Genomic DNA, 21,920 nt, shown 5'->3' on the forward strand with positions numbered 1-21,920 from the left:
ACAAGGACCTAACCCAAAAGTCATGAAAGAAAGCAACTCCCCTGTTTCTGAGTATATTGTGAAATCAGTGGATAAACCAATTACTATCGATGGTAATTGGGATAAACCTGAATGGCAAGAAGTAGAGGCTGCTTCTATCGCACTTCATATGGGGCCAGAACCTGAAAAATTCATTCCTAAAACGCAGGTTAAATTAAGGTATGATAAGGACAATATTTATGGCATATTTAAGGTGGAGGACAATTATGTGAGGTGTTTGGTTCAGGAAGTAAATGGGGCTGTTTCTAAAGATTCTTGTGTGGAATTTTTCTTTGCGCCAGATTCTGATGAACCTTTGAAATATTTTAACCTTGAGATCAATTGCTCTGGAGTACCATTGTTTCATTACGTTACAGTGCCTAGAAAAGAATTCAAGGTTTTGAAACCTGAAGAAATCAAGCAAATAGAAATTGCGCATACCATGCCTGATAAGGTAGACCCTGAAATCACTCAACCAGTTACCTGGTACATTGAATTCAAGGTGCCATTGGCAGTGTTAAAGAAGCATAGAAATATTACCAACCCAGCGCCTGGTGTGACCTGGAAGGCCAATTTTTATAAAGTTGCTGCCAAAACCAGTAATCCCCACTACTATACCTGGAATGAGGTAATTAATCCTCGCCCAGACTTTCACTTACCTAAATATTTCGGAAAAATTACCTTTCAATAAACTGCTATACCTATGAAATTATTAAGGCTTACCTTTATCCTTTTTATGGCCATTGTCTTGCAAGTCAATGCCCAGGATTTTGATATTTTGATCAAAAATGGTCATGTAATCGACCCTAAGAATAGTATTGATGGGGTCATGGATGTTGCAATTAAGGATCAGAAAATTGCAAAAGTTTCCAAAAACATTAGCGAAAAATCTGCTAAAAAAATAATTGATGCCAAAGGATTAATCGTTACTCCCGGCTTAATTGATATTCATGGCCATCACTTTTTCGGAACTGTTGCCCATAGAGATTATAGCAATAGCTTTTCTTCTTTGCCTCCTGATGGTTTCACCTTTAGAGCTGGAGTTACCACTGTTGCAGATGCAGGAAGTCCTGGATGGAAAAATTTTCAGGAATACAAAGAACATGTGATTAATCGATCTAAGACCAGGGTGTTGGTATTTATCAATATTGTTGGAGATGGAATGAGTGGTGTTAGCTCTCGAGAGCAGGACACTACAGACATGAATCCTAAAATGACAGCCATGATAGCGAGACAAAACCCTGAAATTATAGGGGTGAAAATCGCGCATTATAGAGGACATGAATGGGGACCTTACAAAAAAGCTGTACAAGCAGGTGAAATGGCCAAAGTTCCAGTGATGGTAGATTTAGGTGGTGCAGATCCTGCTTTACCACTTTCCACTTTACTATTTGATGTATTGAGACCTGGTGATATTCTTACCCATATGTATGGTGGAGACCACTCCGGACATGGACCCAAAGAAGGCACCTTGAATGCGGAAGGTAAAGTATGGCCTCATTGGTTTGAAGCTCAAAAGAGAGGATTAATATTCGATGTTGGACATGGTGGAGGTTCTTTCTTATTTAGAGTAGCTGTACCTGCAACACAACAAGGTTTTTATCCAAATACCATAAGTACTGACTTGCATATTGGAAGTATGAATGCCGGTATGAAAGACATGTTGAATGTAGTGTCTAAAATGATGAACTTAGGAATGAGTCTTCAAGAGGCCATTACCGCATCTACTTGGAAACCTGCACAGGTTATTCAAAGAGAAGAATTGGGTAACCTTTCTGTAGGAGCCGAGGCTGATGTGGCGATTTTCAGGATGCATGAAGGCCAGTTTGGTTTTATTGATTCTTCTGGAGCGGCCAATAAAGGCACAAAGAAATTGGAAACGGAATTGACGCTTAGAGCAGGAAGAATTGTTTGGGATCTGAATGGAATAGGTGCCAAAATATGGGAATAACAAATCCTTTTAATTATCTATTATTGACCTAATTATTACTAAAAATAAAATTTGTTATGCTTAAATCAGTAGTGTTTATATTTCTTATTAGTCTCGTTGCTTTGCCTTCAATATCCAATGCACAGCAAAGTCCTGAGCAAAAGTTAAAAGAAATGGGGATTACTTTGAAAACCCCGGCTCCTTTCACAGGCAGTATTGTAAAAGCAGTAAGGACTGGTAATTTGGTATTCCTTTCTGGACATGGTCCAGTTAAACCAGAAGGTGGAATGGTAACAGGGAAGCTAGGAACAGAATTGACGATTACAGAAGGTAGAGCAGCGGCCAAGTTGGTAGGTATTGATTTACTTACCTCCCTTAAAGCTGAAATTGGAGATTTAAGTAAAGTTACAAGAATTGTAAAGGTTCTTGGAATGGTGAATGCTAGTCCCGATTTTGTGGATCAACCTAAAGTAATGAATGGTTTTTCTGATTTTATGGTCGAAGTATTCGGAGAAAAAGGAAGGCATGCCAGGTCGGCTGTAGGTATGGGTTCATTGCCAGGGGGCATTGCTTTGGAAATTGAAATGATTGTTGAAATCGAAGACTAGTTCTGCGTTTCATTTACAAATGAAACGGATCATCTTCAAAAAAATATTAATATGTTAAGTAGAAGAAAATTATTAAAAAGATTAGGTACCCTTCCTCTTGTAGGAGGAGCACTTGGCGCAGGCATTCCACTATCTTCAGCTCAGGGAGAAACATTGGCGGCCGCTCCTAAAAGGAATGTTATCAAAGAGTTAGGGCTTAGAAGTTTTGTTAATGCTGCAGGCACTTATACTGCGATGACAGCTTCACTGATGCCGGATGAAGTGATGCAAACCATTAACTTTTCCTCAGATCATTATATAATGCTAGATGAGGTTCAGGATAAGGTAGGAGAAAAAATTGCTGAGCTTTGTCATGCAGAATATGCTACAGTTACAGCAGGATGCTGGTCAGCTATGGTTTTGGGTACCGCTGGTGTGCTTACTGGAAAAGACAGAAAAAAAATTAGTCAACTTCCTGATTTAACAGGAATGAAATCTCAGGTAATTGTTCAAAAATCGCATAACACAGGTTATGTTCATGCCCTAACCAACACGGGCGTTGAGATTGTTGAGGTAGAAACTGCCGCTGATGTAGATCGAGCAGTAAATGACAAAACCGCAATGATGTGGTTCTTAAATTATCAAGGCCCGGCAGGAAAGATTAAGCATGAGGAGTGGGTTGCTTTGGCTAAAAAGCATGGCCTCCCTACCATGATTGATATGGCTGCAGATGTTCCTCCTGTTGAGAATTTATGGAAATACAATGATTTAGGTTTCGACTTGGTTTGTGTTTCAGGAGGAAAAGCCATTAGAGGACCACAAAGTGCCGGAATTCTAATGGGACGAAGAGATCTTATAGAAGCGGCTAGATTAAGTGCGCCACCAAGAGGGGGTACCATTGGTCGTGGAATGAAAGTAAATAAAGAGGAAATCCTTGGCATGTATGTGGCACTTGATACTTATATCAAGAAAGATCATGACAAAGAATGGAAAGAATGGGAAGATAAAATTGCTCATATTTCCGATGCTGTTTCAGGAATTGAAAGTGTAAGTACAGATGTGTCCGTTCCTGAGGTAGCAAACCATACACCTTATTTACAAATTGGTTGGGATCCTAATATAATTAAACTTGATCAAGGAGAATTACGCAAAAGATTGCGTGAAGGAAGTCCTTCTATAGAAGTGATAAGTGGTGGAGATAATGCAGTTAAACTTACTGTATTTATGTTGAGACCAAAAGAAGAAAAAATTGTTGCAAAGAGAATTGCTGAAGAATTGCAAAAAGCTAAAGTTTAACTTATGAAATTAAAATATAGATTATTACTTGTTGCGATGGTGTTTACCTGTAGCTTGGTAAGTGCCCAGACCTATGACATGCTCATCAAAGGCGGTAGGTTAATTGATCCGAAAAACAATATTGATGCTACTATGGACATCGCCATTAAAGATGGTAAGGTGGCAAAAGTGGCTAAGTCAATCGCAGGTAAAGATGCGGCCAAAGTTATTGAAGCTGATGGTCTTGTTGTAACTCCCGGGTTGATTGATATTCATGGCCATGTATTTCACGGTACAAAACCAAACCATTACTTAAGTGACGGCCTTACGGCTTTACCACCTGATGGTTTCACTTTCCGAGTAGGTGTTACCACTATTGTTGATTGTGGTGGCGTTGGATGGAAGAACTTTGATACCTTCAAAAAAAATGTAATAGACGCAAGCAAAACTAGGGTATTGAGTTTTATGAATATCGTTGGTGAAGGCATGCGTGGTGGAGCCTGGGAACAAAATACGGGCGATATGGATGCCAAATTGAGTGGCATGGTAGCTAATCAAAACCGTAAACACATTGTAGGCTTTAAGGTAGCGCATTATGGTAACCGTGACTGGATTCCAATTGACAAAGCGGTGGAAGCAGGTAGAATTGCTAATATGCCTGTAATTGTTGATTTCGGTGGATCTACCGCTTTCGAACCTCTTTCTATTCGTGAATTGTTTTTTGAGCGATTAAGACCAGGGGATATTTATACCCATACTTATGCTGAACTTAATGGTTCAAGGGAAACAGTGATAAACCGCGAAAGCAGAGAGTTGGAACCATTTATTTTGGATGCACAAAAAAGAGGAATCATTTTTGACGTAGGTTATGGTGGTGCTAGCTTCGAATTTAAGCAAGCAATTCCTGCTTTGGCTGCTGGATTTTATCCAAACACCATCAGTACTGATCTTCATACAGGAAGTATGAATGCTGCTATGAAAGACATGCTTAATGTAATGACTACCTTTTTGGCAATGGGAATGGAACTTCCTGATGTTATAGAAGCAAGTACATGGAAACCTGCTCAAGTCATTCAAAGGACAGAATTGGGACACCTTTCTGAAGGAGCCATAGCTGACCTTAGCATTTTAAATATTAGAGAAGGTGATTTTACACTTTGGGATAGAACTGGACAAAAAGTCCCTTCTGAAAATAAATTAGAGTGTGAAGTAACCCTTAAAGATGGTAAAGTGGTTTATGATTTAAATGGACGTTCCATTAAATAATAATAGAAGGCCCTTTAGACTAGGCCTAATTGAGATAAAATAAAAAAGTCCTTCATTATGAAGGACTTTTTTTGCTTTAGTACTATTTGAAAATATTATAACTGAGCTTCCAATTTATCAACAAGTACAGATTTAGGAACTGCACCTACTACTTTATCTACTACCTCTCCACCTTTGAAGATCAAGAGAGTTGGAATACTTCTGATTCCGAATCTGCCTGGAATATCTTGGTTGGCATCTACATCTATTTTACCGATGGTGACCTTACCATCATAATCTCCCGCAAGTTCTTCTACTATTGGGCCAATCATTTTACAAGGTCCGCACCATTCTGCCCAAAAATCTACCAATACTGGCTGTTCAGATTTGATTACTTCATCAAAACTGCTATCTGTAATTTCTATTGCTTTTGCCATTTTAATGTAATTATGGTTTTTATTAAAATATATAACTTAATCAGTTTCACCATCAATAAGTTCCAGACTGATCAAATTAATTTTTACGTCAAATGATTTTGTAGGCAACTTCGGGGATTTGATTCAATGCTTCGATTAGTTCATTTGATGGGTCTACCCTGTACTTGGAGGATATAAGATCCAATGTCAAATTCTCTTTATTGTCTATAATATTTATATATAATTTAGCATCACCTTGGTATTTTTGGGTAATGGCCTCTAATTTTTCCATTAATTCCAATCCAAGATCATCCAGGTCTATATGCACCCTTAAACCTTTAATCATTTTACCTCTTATTTCATTTAGTAAAGTGATTTGGCTGATTTTAAATTCAAATTCTTCAGGGTTGTATTTTTTTGGATGGATAGCACCTGTAATATATAAAAACCAGTTGTGCATGAAATACTCCTTGAATCTCACATAATCCTCCCCAAAGATGAAAAAGGTATGGCCACCATGATAATCTTCCATGGTAAGGGTGCCAAACGGTTTTCCATTTTTAGTTGTTCGGTGGGCAAAGGAGGTTACGGCACCTGCAATTTTAATATCTCCTTTCGATTTCAGCTTATTGACATCTGCCAGTTCTGGTAATCCTGTATTGGTAAATGCTTCTATCTCCACCTTGTACTGATCCAGAGGATGACCAGAAATATAAAGCCCTACGACTTCCTTTTCAATATTCAACTGTTGCAATTGACTAAAGGGTTCCATAGGAGGAATAGTTGGAACAGGAATGTCCAATCCACCACCGCCGCCAAACATTGAGACCTGTGAACTTTCTTCTTCTTGAATTACCTTCTGCGCATATTTTACGGCTTTCTCTAAAAGAGAAGCCTCTCCTTCGGGTGCTTCTAGGTATTGTCTGCGGTGAAAGTCTACAAAACAATCAAAACCACCAGCCATGGCCAATACTTCCATGGTTTTTTTATTGACTGCTTTGAGGTTTACCCTTTTGGTAAAGGAAAAGATGTCTTTGTAAAGGCCTGCTTTTTCCCTTTCTTCAATTATGGCATGTACAGCGGCATTTCCAGCACCTTTGATTGCTGCCAGACCAAACCTTACCTGTCCTTCCATATTTACTGTAAAATCACTTTTGGACTCATTAACATCAGGACCAAGAACTTGAATGCCCATACGCTTACATTCTTCCATAAAGAAGGTGACCTGCGTAATGTCATTCATGTTATTGCTCAATACTGAGGCCATGTATTCAGCAGGGTAATGTGCTTTTAGGTAGGCCGTTTGATAGGCAATCCAAGCGTAGCAAGTGGAGTGGGACTTGTTAAAGGCATAAGAAGCAAAAGCCTCCCAGTCTTTCCATATTTTTTCTAATTTTTTACTGTCGTGGCCTTTGGCTGCTGCCTGATTGACGAACTTTGGCTTCATCTGATCCAGAACGTTCTTCTGTTTCTTACCCATGGCTTTACGCAGTACATCTGCCTCACCTTTGGTAAAATCAGCCAGCTTCTGCGACAGAAGCATCACTTGTTCCTGGTAGACTGTGATCCCATAAGTTTCTTCCAGGTATTCCTTCATGTCCTCGAGATCATAAGTAATGGTCTCTAATCCATGTTTTCTTTTAATGAAACTAGGAATGTATTCCAAAGGACCTGGCCTGTACAAGGCATTCATGGCGATAAGGTCAGCAAATACAGTAGGTTTTAACTCCCTCATGTATTTTTGCATACCTGCAGATTCATACTGGAATATACCTACCGTTTCACCTCTTTGGAAAAGTTCATACGTCTTTACATCATCAATAGGAAAGTTCTCAGGATCCAGTAATATACCATGTCGCTCCTTAATGATCCTTACCGCGTCCTTGATTAGGGTTAGGGTTTTCAGACCCAAAAAGTCCATTTTAAGTAAGCCGGCACTTTCAACAACGGAGTTATCAAATTGGGTACATACCATTTCAGAATCCTTAGCAAGTGCTACAGGGACAAAATTGGTAATGTCATCCGGTGTAATGATAACCCCACAGGCGTGTATACCTGTGTTTCTTACAGAGCCTTCCAGGACCTTGGCCTGATTAATCGTTCTCGAACTTTCGTCATTTCCTTTTGAAATTCGGATAAGCTCCAATGCTTTCTCTAAATTATCATTGTTGTTTTTAAGTTTGGCTGATAGCTTGGTACGGTCATTGGCCAATTCAAAAAGGGCCTTAAGTTTGATATCCGTCACAAGTTTGGCAAGCCTATCTGCTTCAGGAAGGGGAAGGTTGAGTACCCTTGCAGTATCACGAATGGCAGATTTGGCTGCCATTGTTCCATAAGTAATGATTTGGGCTACCTGATTGGCTCCGTATTTCTCTATAACATAGTCGATTACCCTTTGTCTCCCTTCGTCATCAAAGTCAATATCAATATCGGGTAGTGACACCCTATCAGGGTTTAGGAATCTCTCAAAAAGTAGGTCGTAGGCAATTGGATCCACATTGGTGATGCCCACACAATAGGCTACTGCAGAACCGGCGGCAGAACCCCTTCCAGGCCCTACTGAGACCCCCATTTCTCTAGCAGCACTGGTGAAATCTTGTACAATAAGGAAATAACCTGGATAGCCGGTTCTTTCGATAGTCTCCAATTCGAAATCCAACCTTTCCCTTATCTCATCTGTTATTTCTCCATATCTTTTTTTAGCTCCTTCATAAGTGAGGTGACGCAAAAAGGCATTTTCTCCCCTTTTTCCCCCATCTTCATCATCTTTAGAGTCTATGAATTGTTCTGGAATATCAAATTTTGGCAGCAAAACTTCTCTAGCCAGTTTGAAAGGCTCAATCTTTTCTACAATTTCCTCTGTACATAAGATGGCTTCCGGTAAATCAGCAAAAAGCTTCTTCATCTCCTCAGGGGATTTGAGATAAAACTCATCATTCGGGAAACCATATCGATATTCCCGGCCTCTCTTTCCTATGTATTTCTTAGGTTTTTCTACCAGTTCTCCATCCTTCACACACAATAAAATATCATGTGATTTAGCATCTTCCTGAGCATTGTAATAGGTATTATTGGCAGCGAAGTACTTCACCTTGTATTTTTCTGCCCATTGGAGGAGCACTTCATTCACTTTTTCCTCCTCGGGAATACCATGACGGTTAAGCTCTATATAAAAATCTTCTCCAAATTGATCCAACCACCATACAAAAGCCTCTTCAGCCTGGGTTTCACCCACATTGAGGATGAGGTAAGGGATTTCACCCCAAAGTCCACCCGTGGTAGCAATGATGTCACCCTTATATTGAACCAGCACCTCTCTATCTATCCGAGGCACATAATAAAAACCCTCTATATTGGCATAGGAAGAAAGTTTAGCCAGGTTATGGTAACCTGCTTTGTTTTTTGCCAGTAAAACAGTTTGGTATCCATCGTCTTTATTGGACTTATTCTTCCGGTCTCGACAAAGGTTGAATTCGCAGCCGATTATTGGTTTGATGTCATTATTAAATGCCTCACGAACAAAGTTGAAGGCACCCATCATATTGCCATGATCTGTCATGGCCAATGCTGGCATCCCTAATTCTTTTGCCCTTTTGATAGCGGCAGGTATTTCTGAGGTAGATTGGAGAATAGAAAATTGGGTATGGACATGCAGGTGAGTAAAAAGCGTGTCTTTAAGATCTGAAATGTCCGCACGATTGGCGGCCTTAAGGACCTTTTGGGCTGTGACTTTGACATCGTCTTTTGCGGCAGCAAAATTAGCGGCCTCCAGATTTGGAGCCTCATAAATTATCTCATCCAGTTCTACGCCTTCAACAGGAGGCTGAACTCCTTCCTTGATAAGCCCGAAAAAACTTTTAGCAGTAGCATCTACATCATAAGCAGCATCATGGGCGTCGCCAAAACCTTCTCCAAATAGTTTATTGTGAAGTTCAAGCAGGGTAGGCCATTTGAATTTCCCACCTTTCCCTCCAGGAATGGCACAGAATTCAGTAGAAATATCCTTCGTATCAAGTGGCTCTTTTTCCAAGTCTTTAATAGACTTGTTGGTTCTCAATAATTCAGCCCCTACAATGGAGATATCAAAGCCAATATTATGACCAACGAGATAGGTTGTTTTGCGGAGGTCTTCTTCAAAAATTTCTAGAACCTTACTTAGTTCATGTCCTTCATCGATGGCTCTTTGAGTGGAAATACCATGTATTTTTTCCGAGTTATAGGGAATGGTAAATCCTTCAGGTTTTACTATAAAGTTATTGTTCGAAACAAGTCGGCCTTTTTCGTCATGAAGTTGCCAGGCCAGTTGAACCAAACGTGGCCAATTGTCAAGGTCAGACATGGGCGCATTGTAATTGCGCGGAAGTCCAGTAGTCTCAGTATCAAATATTAGGTACATATATATCTTTTGAGGATCAATGTTTGGGTATAGGATTCAATACACAGCTTTTTTTACCGTTGATTGATCATGTGGTTTATCCAAAATAGAAGTTAAACTCTAATTAGGCAATAGGCATTTTTAAACCAGCTAAACGTCATAGAAAATCAGTCAACCTTGACTTTACCATAACTAAACGTCGTCTTTATATCCCGAAGCTTTAATAATCTTGTGATTGCAGTGTTTTTCGGGAAAGATAGGGGCAGGTTATTGCGAATCCTATTGTTTAATTCGAGATAAAAATACAGGTTAAAAAAGGTTTCTGCCAATTAAACTTGAAAAATAAATAAGGCAAAAAAAAGCCTGTCTCCAGATAAACTGTTGACAGGCTTTAAAGCTTGAAAATCGTAATTTTTTATTTGTTGATTGAAAACTGATCGACCTTTTCTCCATCAACATTGATGGTTTGAGCTTTCATAGTTTTCCCATCGATTGTAATATATTGGTACAAATGGTCCGCTGGAAATTGAACTTCCGCATAGGAACCTTTGCCTATACCTTTGTTTTTTCCGGTAGTACCCACAGAAATCCAGTAAATGGTCCCATCATTAGGGCTTTTTACAATTTTCCCATTGTTCATAGGTTTTGACCGCATATAGTAATGAAAATGCCCACCCATTACCATGTCAACATGGTATTTGTCAAAAAGTGGTCCCCATTCCTCCTGTATGTCCTCATAGGGTTCTACTTCATTGAAAGGAGGAAAGTGAAAGACTGCGATTTTCCAAGTAGCATCAGTCTCTTTTAATTTTTTCTCAATCCATTCGGTTTGGTCTTCGTTGGGAAAAGTAGAGTCAATCATTAAGAACAGGGCATTTCCATAATTGAAAGCATAAGACCGCCCAGCCATCTCGGGTGAAGGACTATCTGAGGGGTAACTCAACATTTCTTCAAACATCCATGCACCCAAGCCATCTTGACTATCGTGATTGCCTGGAACTGCCATAAGTGGTTTTCTTGCTATTGTACTTCCTGCATATTGAAATAACTTATCCCAATCATCCCTATACAATCCGGTATTTACAAGGTCTCCTGCTATATAATAGAAGGCAATGTCAGGAAATCTTTTTTCTGCTTTTTGAATGTTATTACCCCATACTTTATCAAGGTGAACATCGCCAGACCAAACAAATGAAAAAGGTTTGTCTTTATCTGGTGCGGTATTGAAGGTTTCAGGTGATGACCATCCGGCTTCTTCATTTCCTACAATATAGCCATATTTAGTATCAGGCTCTAATGAATGGAGCTTGGCTGTAAACCTATTCATGTATCGGTCATTTTGAAGGAGACGGTCTTCCATTAGGAATTTTTCTGCCTGAGTTTTCAAGGTATCTTTAGTACCGTCTTTCCAATACTTAACTATTCCTGAGGGCACTGTCTCTGTTGTTCTCCATTGGATGTCCATTGAGTTTTCAGGCGATTCACTCCAGGTAAGGAGTACCTGATCAGGTTTTTCACTAGTAGGGAATGCTGTAGTTCTAAAAGCATCGACCATATGTGCTTCCCTTGCTCTGCCTCTAATGGTTGTTAACAACTGTTGTCCTTTGAGGACCTCAGGAACTTCTGTGAGTGTGAGTCCACTCCAATCGTGGTAAGTGAAAGCACCCACATCAAATTTTTCTATGTGTTGATTTGCTGGGAATACTGGTGTGATTTCTAATTTCTCCTCAGGATTTTGTGGGGCAAGGCCAATAAAATAAACCGGTCTGTGTTTGCCAAAGCCATTAATACCCAACTGGATTTCACCTGCATCAAAATCTTTTTGCCAGACTTCGTAAGTGTCGTGTTCATTTTTCACTTCCAGGTCTGTAAGACTGAACCCTGAAGGCTTCAACCAGAAAGGAACTACTTCTTGTCCTTTATTTCTCATGAGAGAAACAGTAGTTGGGACATTTACCTTGACTTTCCAATATTGAGTAGCAAGCGCTTCTTTTTCTTGATCTGTAAGGTATTGCTCTGCAAAGCTGTGAGAGATTGTGTCTAGCGACTTTTTATCCAACTCCTTATAAAGACGGGAAACCACCTCGTCCATGGTTTCTTTAACGGAAGGCAAAACTTTGTCATGTTTTTCCTGAGGTCCGCACGAACTGAAAATCAATGCAATGCAAACCAATAATAGTGGTGTACTTTTCATAAATAAATTAAAATTAGTGGCCGATCATCTCCAAAGGCCGATTTTGGTATCAAATAATATTACGGGTTAAAAGGGAATCAGGCCATTTTATGCTAAGGTTAAGTTTGTTAACAATTTTTTCATATCAAAAAAGAATTGATTTAAATAGTCTCTTTTTTATAACCTATGGTATTTACGGTGGAGGGCATTTATATGAAAAAGAAAAAAGCAGAGGCTCTAATGCAGAGGCTTGTACAAAATAAGATTTCGCGGCCGGAATTTGAGGAGCTTTTGGGAGGTCTTGAAGACCCCGAAATGGTGAATGGGATGGAAGAGAGTATGCGGATTCATTTTGAGATAGTCTTAAATGAATATAATAAGAGTTTAAAATCAAATGGCCAAGTGGAAAATAAACACTCAAAATAACAATAAATTCAATTACGGAATAGGTGTTCTTTTAAGGACGGGGTTTGGAAGTTCATTCCAATTTATAAATCGAAAGCAAAACTGAAAATGCAAATCAATTAATTATGAAAAAACATCGTACTAAAAAAATGATGAAGTGGATGGTGCCACTTCTCTCGGTAGGTATTATATCTACTGGTTCAGTACTGGCGGAAGCCAATGGAAATCCTGCAATGGGGAATTCTTTTGTACCTGCGTTTACTATCGAGGAGATGGTCGCAATCACTATCAAAGGAAAAGTTACCGCTACAAATGATGATTCAGGCTTGCCTGGAGTAACCATTTTGGAAAAAGGTACAAGCAACGGAGCAGTTACCGATATTGACGGGACTTATAGTATTGAGGTGGCAGGACCTAATTCTGTATTGGTGTTCTCTTATGTAGGCTTTGAAAGTCAAGAGATTACAGTGGGAAATCGAAGCAGTGTCAATGTGAGCTTGGAAGAAGCAGCTACTGCGATGAACGAAGTAGTAGTAACTGCTCTTGGTATCAAAAGAGATCAACGATCATTAGGTTATGATGTGTCCACTGTATCTTCTGAAGATGTTACCCAAGTATCTCAAGAAAATATATTAAGTTCTCTTGCAGGTAGAATGCCCGGTGTAACGATAAACCAAACTAGTGGAGCAGGTTCATCTATTAGCATGGTGATTAGAGGCGCGAGTTCATTGACATCTGACAACCAGCCATTATTTGTGGTAGATGGGGTGCCGATGTCAAACTCTCTGAATAACAATTCTCAAAATGGGGATGGTAATCAGGTCGATTATGGTAATTCGATTTCCGATATTAATCCTGATGATATCGCCAATATCAGTGTGCTTAAAGGCCCAAGTGCAGCAGCACTTTATGGTACTCGTGCTGGTAATGGTGTGGTTATTATAACTACGAAATCCGGTAGTAAAGGAAAAGGAATGGGCGTTTCTTTCTCTACAAGTAATGTATTTGAGCAAGCTTCTAGATTACTCGATTTTCATTACAAATATGCCAATGGTAACAGAGAAGGAGTATTCAATGATGGATCTGCCTATTGGGGTGGCCCAGAGTTGGATGCAGGTAACTTAGCGCAACAATGGAACAGTCCGGTTGATGAAAACGGAAATGTAATTCCTACTGAGTTAAAATCCTATCCGAATGCAATGAAGGACTTCCTTCAAACCGGTATCACTTCAAACAATAACATTGCCATCAGTGGAGGAGATGATAAGGCTACTTATAGGGTGTCCTATGGAAATATGATTCACCAAGGTATGATCCCTAATTCTGATTTGAACAGAAATAGTATTTCTACCTCTGTTTCTTATGATATTTTGGATAAGTTGACGCTTAATACAAACTTTAATTATACCAATAGTAGCTCTAACGACAGGCCGAGTACTGGGGATAGAAGAGGAAATGCGCTGGAAGCTATCTATGCTTCTTCCTACATCGACTTTGAACAAATGCGTGATATTTGGGTTTCTGGTCAGGAAGATATTCAGCAAATCAGAACTCCAAATGGAGATAACCCGTATTTCATAGCTTATGGTATTGAGAATGCTTTCCGTAGAGACAGAGTTTATGGAAATGTCTCTTTGGATTACAAATTCTCAGATAATTTAAATTTAGCTGTAAAGTATTCATTGGATCGATCTGATGAGAACAGAGAAACAAAAATTCCTTATAGCTACAGTAGAATGGCCAAAGGTGGTTATTACAATACCGACATGTTGAATCAGGAATCTAATACTGATATCTTATTAAGTTATAATAATGATTTTGGAAAAATGGATTTCAATGCATCAGCTGGTGGTAATATCATGAGCCGATTTGGTACTTCCTCTTATGTAGGTGTTGGTGGTGACAGGAACAATGGGCTTGTTGTACCTGGTATTTACAATGCGCAGAATATACCAGCAGATAACAGGTCTGTTTCTAGTGGATATTCTGAAAAGAGAATTTACAGTGTTTATGGCTTGGCTTCTTTTGGGTATGCCGATCAATTGTATTTGGATTTGACAGCTAGAAATGACTGGTCATCTACATTACCACTAGACAATAATTCTTATTTCTATCCTTCAGCATCTTTAAGCTGGTTGGCAAACTACACGCTCAATCTTCCAGAAAGCATTGACATGTTAAAAGCCAGGGTAGGTTGGGCCAAAGTAGGAAATGATACAGGTCCTTACCGTTTGGTTCAGAACCTATCTACAGGTACTTACAATTCTATTAATACTGCTTCAGTAAGTTCTGGTATATTGAATCCTAATTTCTTACCTGAAGAGGCCACTTCTATTGAAGCTGGTTTAGATTTAAATATGTTCGCCAATAAGTTGAGGTTTTCCGGAACCTATTACATGATTGAAAACACGAACCAAATATTCTCTGTAAATCTTCCAAGATCTTCAGGATACAGCAGCAGGTTAATTAATGCCGGTTTGATCCGAAGCAAAGGTTTGGAAATGAGCCTAGGTGGTACACCGCTTGATAAAAACGGATGGAAATTAGACGTTGATGTTAACTGGAGTAGAAACAGAACAAGTGTGATTGAGTTGGTTGAGAACTTTGATAGGATCACCTTATGGTCTGAAAACGGTGGTGGAGCCATTACATTCCTAGGTGATCAAGTTGGTGACTTGTACAGTAGAGGTTATGTAGAGGTAGAAGATCCAAATTCTCCTTATTACAAATGGCCTGTATTGAGTAGTGCTGGAGAATGGCAAGATCTGTCTTCTGATGAAGCGCTAAGAAAAGTGGGTAACTTCAACCCTGATTTCATTCTTGGTATGCAGACTGGAATTAGCTACAAAAGATTTGTTTTGAATGCTAGTTTTGACTGGAGACAAGGTGGAGAGTTTATGTCATTCACTTATAGATATGGAGAATCTGATTGGAAATCACAAAGACAACTTGATGATTTAATTCAGGGCGGATTATTATCTGAGGACGAATTGGTTGCTTTGTTGAAGTCAGATCCTGAAAAATACATTATCCCAAGTCCAGGAAACTTCCCTCGTGTAGGTGGTCATACTGCTGAAACTGGTGGATTCCCAATCGATGAGAATGGTAGCGATGGTGCTTTCGTTCCTGGTGTAATTCAAACTGCTGGTGCAGATACTCCAGACAACTATGCAGATGATGTTTACGAAGAGCATTTGGGTGGTTCTGGAACCAATATTTATCCTATCACCAATACTTACCCATGGAGTTTCAATGAGCAAGTTACTTTTGATGCTTCTTTTATCAAATTAAGAGAATTGTCCTTAGGATATAAAATTCCAAATTTTAGCGTATTTACGAATGCTACATTCTCTATCTATACTAGAAATATTATGTTGTGGACAAAAGCTGATATAGGAATTGATCCGGAAAGAGCATTTCAAGCTTCAGGTTCTTCTTTCAAGCAGGGTATCGAGCGTCAAAATGTGATGCCTTGGAGTGTTCCAATTGGTTTCAAGCTTAATTTCAATCTTTAAAGGTCCTTAATTTACATATCATGAAAAATTTATTTGAATTTAGAAAGATAGCCGTATTTCTCCTGGGACTTATCTTGGTCACCGGTTGTGATGACCAACTCAGTGAGATCAATACCAATCCATATGGTATTGACCCGGCAAATGCCAACCCTAATCTATTAATGCCAACGGTCCTGACTTCTTCAGCCCAGAGCTATTTAGGTTTAGGCTTCAATGACTTGGCTGGTGCCATGCAATACACGCAAAAGAATGGATGGTATAGCAGTCATAACAATTATGAATGGGTATCCAGAAACTGGACAGGATGGTATGATATCCTGAGAACAAACGATTTGATGATTACTAGGGGAGAAGATTTGGACAATGCCTTTTTTCAGGGAATGGGCCTTACCATGAAGTCTTTTGTTTACGGAAATATTGCGGATCTATGGGGAGATGCTCCTTATACTGATGCCCTAAAAGGTGATCAGGGAAGTGATCAATTTCAGTTCCCTAAATTTGACAGTCAGGAAGTGATCTATGATGGAATTATTGCTGATTTGAAAGAAGCTTCTTCTTTGCTTGCTTCTGCTTCGTCGGAAGGAGTAGTTGGTAACAATGACCTTATCTATGGTGCCAATGTTGATAGCTGGAGAAGGTTTACCAACTCCCTATTATTGAGGTACTATATGCGTTTGTCTGAAAAGAAACCTGATGTAGCCAAAGCTGGGATTGAAGCCATCTATAGCAGTGGGATTTATATTCAAGATCCTTCTCAGGATGCCAATTTGGATTATACAGGTGGATCAAATGACATTTGGATTACCAGACACGTAAGGTTGAATCCTGATGATTTCCAAAGATACCAGGCTTGTCAGACTTTCATAGATCAATTGACAATGACGGAAGATCCTAGACTTCCTGTTTGGTTTGATTCGGTAAGGGTTCAGTGGGTAGAGGATGAAACCCTGTCTGTTGCCGCTGAAAGTTTTATTAGAGCTAATGGAGAACCTATCGAATCTATTTATACTTTCGATCAATTCGAGGAAGAGTATGCCGATGTAAAATTTACCCGGCATTTTAATCCTAATATGGCAGATTACAATTCAGATTTATATGTAGGCTTGCCACCATCTATCTTGACACCAGAATCATATAATGGAAACCCTATTCCTGGTCAGGGAACTCAAAACCTACATGTTTCTCAGCTAGACCCTGTTTACAGTACAGCTGGATCTGCAGGGGACATCCTAAAGGCGAGAATTATCTCTGCTGCAGAAGTGAGCTTTATCTTCGCGGAGGCTGCTTTGAAAGGTTGGAATGTTGGTGATGCCGAGATGCATTATAATATGGGAATTGAGCAATCTCTTGAAGTTTGGGGTAAAAGCGACATGTATGATGCATTTATCATGCAGCCAGAAGTAGCTTTCAACAATAGCATTGAGCAGGTTATTACTCAGAAATGGGTGGCCAACTGGTCTAATGGAACTGAAGCCTTTGCTGACTATAGAAGAACTGGATTCCCTGATTTATCAGCAGGACCTTTATCTCCTCAGCCCCAAGTTGCATTAAGGTTCCAGTATGGTAATGATGAGTACAATAATAATCCAGATAATATTGATGCTGCTCTAAATAATCTTGAAGTAACTGATTATTCAGGTAACTTCGGACAAGATAGCCAGTGGTCAAAACCTTGGTTGTATCAAGGAACAAATATACCTTTTTAAAGTATTGACTAGATATTATTTATAACTAAAGGTTCTCTGTCGTATCGGCAGAGAACCTTTTTTTAGCTAATTTGAAGAAGGTTTTATTCGAAGCACGTAATAGAATGTCTATATCATATTTCGGGCTTAAGGCTTATACGGTAGCCGGAGAGCTTTATGATGCTATCTTCTTGCATAAATATAAATCAGGCAGTAGTAAGCTTATTATTCGTATTCCAAACTCGCCAGATTATTGATAGAAAAGACCTATGTAATTTGTATAGTGGTGAAACAAAAAAGTCAGAATCATGCGATCCTGACTTTTTAATATCCCATCAATCAATGGTATTTCTTAGTTTTTCAATTTCGGGTTAAACCCAATCAAATCGTTTTTGCATGTGGGACATTTCTCCATGACTGTTTATCAATATAAGTGCGAGAATGGCCAAGATGATAAAAATGAGTAAAAGGGCTTTTCTCCAAGTCTTTGAAAGCGCAGGTCGTTCCGAAAATGTAGGTTTATACTTCGGAATTAATACAAGAATAATAATGAAATTGACAATATAGAGAAACTGTTCTATTCTGTAAAAACTCAAAAATGAACCTGTTAACAGAATGGTGAACAAGATGTAGGTTCCAAATAAACTTATGAAAACCATTGAGATTTCCTTGTAACTGAATTGTTGATTGGCTAATCCTTTTTTCTTTGAGAATAACTTTGTCCAATAGATACCCAAGGATAAAAACACAAGAAGTGTAATTATTTGTACTACCATCATCCAGGTTTGAGGCTGACTAACAAATGCCCCTAAGGTATCTGAGAAATCTTTCATAATAAAAGATTGCTGCCATACGAAGAAAGGAATAAGTATCAACAGCCCGATAATAGGTATGCTGAGGTTGCTGGTAGTGAATTGAGTTGTTGGCTTTTCTTCTGGCCATTTGGAGGTGAAAGTGCCATAGGCCATTCCTGCTCCTCCAAAGAACCCAAGTGAATATTCCATTACATTCCACATATTGAAGGGGATTTCGGCAACATTTCCGAGCACTTGTAAAAAATTACCAAAGGCGAAACCAAAGCCGCCTCCTAAGCCTGCATAAATGGCCACTCTCATGGCGCTGTATTGTTTGGTTCTCGCCATATAATACAACATGGCAATCCCTGAGCCAGCGCATATCCCCCAAGCTTCAGAACGTGGAGGAGTCATTTCAAATCCCAGTTGCTCAACAATTAAGTAATAAAAGACTATGCCACCTACAGTCATTTCCGTAACGACCTGATGCCATTTGATTTTTTTCTCAGGATGGTCTGCCAATACCAAGCCGAATAATCCACCACCGATTAATCCATAAAGACCTCCTACGACCAACAAACTAGCTAACCCATAGTATACGTTTATGAAATCTACCCCTCTACCGTACCCAACAAGAATGCCATAACTCATCATACCTCCAAATCCCCAGCCTACGGCTCCTGCAAAGGCTGCTTTAATGGCTTTATTGTACCAATTTTCTTTTTTGGCCAATAGTAGGATGCTTAAACAACCTATACCTCCGGCCCACGCGGCTCCCTGTTCATGGCCAAATTGCCCACGGATAGCCCAGGCTGTAGCCAAAGACATGCCGGCGATAATGATGGAAATGATTGAATTTTTATCTAGATGTTTCATAAGAGGTATTAGGGTAAAGGTTGATAATTGTTACAGAAGTAATTAATTTGTATTACCCTAAGGTTATAAAAAGTACCATTCATTAAGAATAGGTTTATATGAATGGTTGCAATTATTATTTTGTAAGCCCTGATATAATAGAAATATATCACTGTAGAAGGCTTGAGAAAAGTTATTTTCCTGCCAGGTACCTTTTTCGATATTCGATTGGATTGCATCCTTTCACCTGTTTGAACTGACGCGCTATATTCTTGCTGTCATTTAATCCTAAATCCATCGCAATTTCGAAAACAGTCTGGTCGGTTTCCAGTAGCTTTTGAGTGAATTTTTCAATGCGAAGGTTAAAAATATATTTATAAATTGGATATCCGGTAATTTGGAGAAACCGTTTTTCCAAGCTTCTTCTGGAAAGGGGCACTTGCTTTACCACTTCATCTACTTGGAGGTTTTTTTCTATATTTTTATGTATAAATTTTAAGGAAGAAGCAATATGGTCATCATTCGTAGCATATATATCGGTAGACTGTCTGGTGATGACCTGGGTGGGTTTTACAAGAATGTCATAAAAATTAGTAGCGCTAGTTCTGATCATCTGCTCCATTAGCTTAGCTGTGTCATAACCACCTTTTTCTATATCCAAACCAATACTTGACAAGGGAGGGTCGGACAATTCACAAAGCATTTCATCATTGTCAACACCCAATACAGCAACTTCTTCGGGGATTCGGATTTTATTTTGCTTACATGCTTCCGTAATGTGCAAACCCTGATTGTCATCACATGTCATTAATGCGATAGGCTTTGGCAGAGACAGTAACCATTTACTTAAGGAGTTACTTTTGTAGTACCATAAATCAGTAGATCGGGATTTTCTATGTTCAAAGTAATTTACTTTGTACCCCATTTCATTGACTTTTTTCTCAAAACCTTCGGCACGTTCCCTGGACCAAACAATGTCTTTGAAACCATAAAAAGCGAAATTTTTAAAACCTTTTTTAAGAAAATAGGAAGCACCGATTTCACCAGCTTCATGGTAGGAACCTGTAATGTTTGGGATCTCAGTAAACCGCTCTTTAAAATCCTGAGCGACCACAGGGATTTTGGCATCGATGAGCAATTCCAGGTCTATATCGTTGTATAATTGTCCGATAATTCCATCGGCTCCCCAATCTTTAGCCCATTCGAGAATTCCTTTTATCCCAATGGTTTCTCTGTAGTACAGTGGCATGCGACAATAGGTCCAGGGGCCATGTTCTGTTGAATACTTAGAAATTCCTTTTAATAAACTTTTACTGTACTCCTCGGCAAAGTCCAGGAGCAAAATTATCTTATACATTTTTTACTTAAAGATATCCTTCAAACTTTTGGTAGCATTGGTGACCAAAGGTTTGGCCCAAATACCAATGCTTAAGATGTATCCTAAAGTAAGCAAAAGAAATAACATCGACAATTTAAGTCCTACAAGTTCTGCTAATCCACCGATTACCAGGGGTACAATAGCACCTCCAGCTATTCCTGTACACAAAATCCCAGAAAAAGTACCGTGATGTTGTGGTACGGAGTTGAGTGCCAAAGAGAAAATAATGGACCACATAACAGAAGCAAAAAAACCAGTCAAAGGAAAGGCGATTAAGGCTATTTCTGCAGTGCCAAAAAGACCTGCCAGCAAGGAAATTATAGCTCCTAATGTAAAGGTTATCAAAACTGTTCGGCTATCTAGAAACTTCAATAGTACTAAACCCAACAGGCAACCAACTGTGAGCAAACCCCAGAAATAGGAAATGACTATGGCGCCTGTGGTCGAGGGATCTATACCATGATAGGATTGAAGGAATTTCGATATCCAATTGGCAATGCCCTGCTCAGTACCTACATAACAAAATATCCCTAGGAAATATAGCAATACGTATTTATTAGCTAACAATTCCTTAAAAGCTACCCCAACATCGATTTTCTCATCGGATTTGAGTTCAACCTTCGGGAATTTAGCAAAATAGACAATGATAACCATAAGAAATGCAATGGCAGCAAAAACCCAGTATAAGGACACCCATTTAAGGTCTTCCGGAACCATAGGATTCAAGAAAGAAAAAATCAATGAATCGTCTGTGGTATGGATGTTTGTAACCAAATAGCTGTAAAGCATCGGGCTAAGAAAGGAGGCCGCCCCAAATGCCAACTGCCCCATCACTGAATTGAAAGCGAAATGTTCTTCTCCACCAGCGGTTCTCAATAAGGGATTGATGACCACTTGAAGTACAGCCATACCGATTCCAATAATAAAAAGGGAGATCAAAGCAACAGAAAAACCTGGGATAAAGGCAAAAAGCAAAGCGCCAATAAATGCCATGGTAAAGGCGAATATCAGCATTTTCTTTTCTTTGTATTTCTCTACTAAAATACCAGACGGTATGGACATTACGGCATAAGCCACAAAAAAGGCAAATGGTAAAAAACCTGCTAGTCCAATGCTTAGCGTGAAACTATCAATGATATCAGGAATGATCGGTCCAAGAATATTGGTAAGGAAAGAAATGACGAAAAAAATCAATAAAATCAAGGCAACAATCAGTGTGTTTTTTTTCATGTCATTTATTTATTGAAAGTAACAGTTTTAATCGATGGG

14 protein-coding genes are annotated in these 21,920 nt (G+C 39.1%); 8 read left to right on the top strand and 6 right to left on the bottom strand.

The features are described from left to right. Nucleotides 1-22: 22 nt before the first annotated feature. The 5 genes from CA2015_RS09835 to CA2015_RS09855 are packed head-to-tail and all read left to right on the top strand — an operon-like array spanning nt 23 to nt 5,076. Nucleotides 23-709: a carbohydrate-binding family 9-like protein gene (locus tag CA2015_RS09835; protein ID WP_048644462.1), complete on the top strand. Its 687-nt coding sequence runs from the start codon at nt 23-25 to the stop codon at nt 707-709. A gap of 12 nt (nt 710-721) precedes the next feature. Further along, entirely contained in the window at nt 722-1,969 is a 1,248-nt protein-coding gene (locus CA2015_RS09840; RefSeq protein ID WP_048641747.1) for an amidohydrolase/deacetylase family metallohydrolase, read from the top strand. Nucleotides 1,970-2,025: 56 nt separating this feature from the next. Then, entirely contained in the window at nt 2,026-2,556 is a 531-nt protein-coding gene (locus CA2015_RS09845; protein WP_048641748.1) for a RidA family protein, read from the top strand. 51 nt (nt 2,557-2,607) lie between these two features. After that, nucleotides 2,608-3,831, top strand: coding sequence for an aminotransferase class V-fold PLP-dependent enzyme (locus CA2015_RS09850; protein WP_048641749.1), 1,224 nt, complete (start codon nt 2,608-2,610; stop codon nt 3,829-3,831). A gap of 3 nt (nt 3,832-3,834) precedes the next feature. Further along, nucleotides 3,835-5,076 carry an amidohydrolase/deacetylase family metallohydrolase gene (locus CA2015_RS09855; RefSeq protein ID WP_048641750.1) on the top strand — a complete coding sequence of 414 codons (1,242 nt, stop codon included), beginning with the start codon at nt 3,835-3,837 and terminating at the stop codon, nt 5,074-5,076. Between the two features lie 95 nt (nt 5,077-5,171). Here the strand turns inward: CA2015_RS09855 and trxA are convergent, their stop codons facing one another. The 3 genes from trxA to CA2015_RS09870 all read right to left on the bottom strand — a co-directional run bounded on the left by trxA (nt 5,172) and on the right by CA2015_RS09870 (nt 12,040). Further along, complete coding sequence (gene trxA / locus CA2015_RS09860) at nt 5,172-5,492, bottom strand: thioredoxin (protein ID WP_048641751.1); 321 nt, start codon at nt 5,490-5,492, stop codon at nt 5,172-5,174. Between the two features lie 88 nt (nt 5,493-5,580). After that, nucleotides 5,581-9,867, bottom strand: coding sequence for a DNA polymerase III subunit alpha (dnaE, locus tag CA2015_RS09865; protein ID WP_048641752.1), 4,287 nt, complete (start codon nt 9,865-9,867; stop codon nt 5,581-5,583). 394 nt (nt 9,868-10,261) lie between these two features. Further along, nucleotides 10,262-12,040: a purple acid phosphatase family protein gene (locus CA2015_RS09870; protein WP_048641753.1), complete on the bottom strand. Its 1,779-nt coding sequence runs from the start codon at nt 12,038-12,040 to the stop codon at nt 10,262-10,264. 192 nt (nt 12,041-12,232) lie between these two features. Between CA2015_RS09870 and CA2015_RS09875 the strand changes: the two genes are divergently transcribed. The 3 genes from CA2015_RS09875 to CA2015_RS09885 all read left to right on the top strand — a co-directional run bounded on the left by CA2015_RS09875 (nt 12,233) and on the right by CA2015_RS09885 (nt 17,645). After that, the gene (locus CA2015_RS09875) at nt 12,233-12,445 is read left to right on the top strand and encodes a hypothetical protein (protein WP_157470408.1); all 213 of its coding nucleotides are present in this window, start codon (nt 12,233-12,235) and stop codon (nt 12,443-12,445) included. A 104-nt stretch (nt 12,446-12,549) separates the two neighbouring features. After that, nucleotides 12,550-15,939 carry a SusC/RagA family TonB-linked outer membrane protein gene (locus CA2015_RS09880; RefSeq protein ID WP_048641755.1) on the top strand — a complete coding sequence of 1,130 codons (3,390 nt, stop codon included), beginning with the start codon at nt 12,550-12,552 and terminating at the stop codon, nt 15,937-15,939. A 20-nt stretch (nt 15,940-15,959) separates the two neighbouring features. Continuing rightward, on the top strand, nt 15,960-17,645 hold the full coding sequence (locus CA2015_RS09885; RefSeq protein WP_048641756.1) for a SusD/RagB family nutrient-binding outer membrane lipoprotein: 1,686 nt from the start codon (nt 15,960-15,962) through the stop codon (nt 17,643-17,645). 350 nt (nt 17,646-17,995) lie between these two features. Here the strand turns inward: CA2015_RS09885 and CA2015_RS09890 are convergent, their stop codons facing one another. The 3 genes from CA2015_RS09890 to CA2015_RS09900 form a co-directional block, all read right to left on the bottom strand. Beyond that, a complete protein-coding gene (locus CA2015_RS09890) occupies nt 17,996-19,294 on the bottom strand; it encodes a hypothetical protein (RefSeq protein WP_048641757.1) in 1,299 nt (432 codons plus the stop codon). 172 nt (nt 19,295-19,466) lie between these two features. Further along, nucleotides 19,467-20,630, bottom strand: coding sequence for a DNA-binding transcriptional regulator (locus tag CA2015_RS09895; protein ID WP_048641758.1), 1,164 nt, complete (start codon nt 20,628-20,630; stop codon nt 19,467-19,469). Nucleotides 20,631-20,633: 3 nt separating this feature from the next. After that, nucleotides 20,634-21,881, bottom strand: a complete 1,248-nt coding sequence (locus CA2015_RS09900; RefSeq protein ID WP_048641759.1) for an MFS transporter — start codon at nt 21,879-21,881, stop codon at nt 20,634-20,636. Nucleotides 21,882-21,920 lie beyond the last annotated feature (39 nt).

It is taken from the genome of Cyclobacterium amurskyense (assembly GCF_001050135.1).
In the GTDB taxonomy this organism is placed as follows: Bacteria; Bacteroidota; Bacteroidia; order Cytophagales; family Cyclobacteriaceae; genus Cyclobacterium; species Cyclobacterium amurskyense.

Excerpts from the sequence above, each read along its gene's own strand:
- CA2015_RS09885 (WP_048641756.1), top strand. The coding sequence starts at position 15,960 with ATGAAAAATTTATTTGAATTTAGAAAGATAGCCGTATTTCTCCTGGGA.
- CA2015_RS09895 (WP_048641758.1), bottom strand. The coding sequence starts at position 20,630 with ATGTATAAGATAATTTTGCTCCTGGACTTTGCCGAGGAGTACAGTAAA.
- CA2015_RS09890 (WP_048641757.1), bottom strand. The coding sequence starts at position 19,294 with ATGAAACATCTAGATAAAAATTCAATCATTTCCATCATTATCGCCGGC.
- CA2015_RS09850 (WP_048641749.1), top strand. The coding sequence starts at position 2,608 with ATGTTAAGTAGAAGAAAATTATTAAAAAGATTAGGTACCCTTCCTCTT.
- CA2015_RS09900 (WP_048641759.1), bottom strand. The coding sequence starts at position 21,881 with ATGAAAAAAAACACACTGATTGTTGCCTTGATTTTATTGATTTTTTTC.
- CA2015_RS09835 (WP_048644462.1), top strand. The coding sequence starts at position 23 with ATGAAAGAAAGCAACTCCCCTGTTTCTGAGTATATTGTGAAATCAGTG.
- CA2015_RS09880 (WP_048641755.1), top strand. The coding sequence starts at position 12,550 with ATGAAAAAACATCGTACTAAAAAAATGATGAAGTGGATGGTGCCACTT.
- trxA (WP_048641751.1), bottom strand. The coding sequence starts at position 5,492 with ATGGCAAAAGCAATAGAAATTACAGATAGCAGTTTTGATGAAGTAATC.
- CA2015_RS09870 (WP_048641753.1), bottom strand. The coding sequence starts at position 12,040 with ATGAAAAGTACACCACTATTATTGGTTTGCATTGCATTGATTTTCAGT.
- CA2015_RS09840 (WP_048641747.1), top strand. The coding sequence starts at position 722 with ATGAAATTATTAAGGCTTACCTTTATCCTTTTTATGGCCATTGTCTTG.
- dnaE (WP_048641752.1), bottom strand. The coding sequence starts at position 9,867 with ATGTACCTAATATTTGATACTGAGACTACTGGACTTCCGCGCAATTAC.
- CA2015_RS09845 (WP_048641748.1), top strand. The coding sequence starts at position 2,026 with ATGCTTAAATCAGTAGTGTTTATATTTCTTATTAGTCTCGTTGCTTTG.
- CA2015_RS09855 (WP_048641750.1), top strand. The coding sequence starts at position 3,835 with ATGAAATTAAAATATAGATTATTACTTGTTGCGATGGTGTTTACCTGT.
- CA2015_RS09875 (WP_157470408.1), top strand. The coding sequence starts at position 12,233 with ATGAAAAAGAAAAAAGCAGAGGCTCTAATGCAGAGGCTTGTACAAAAT.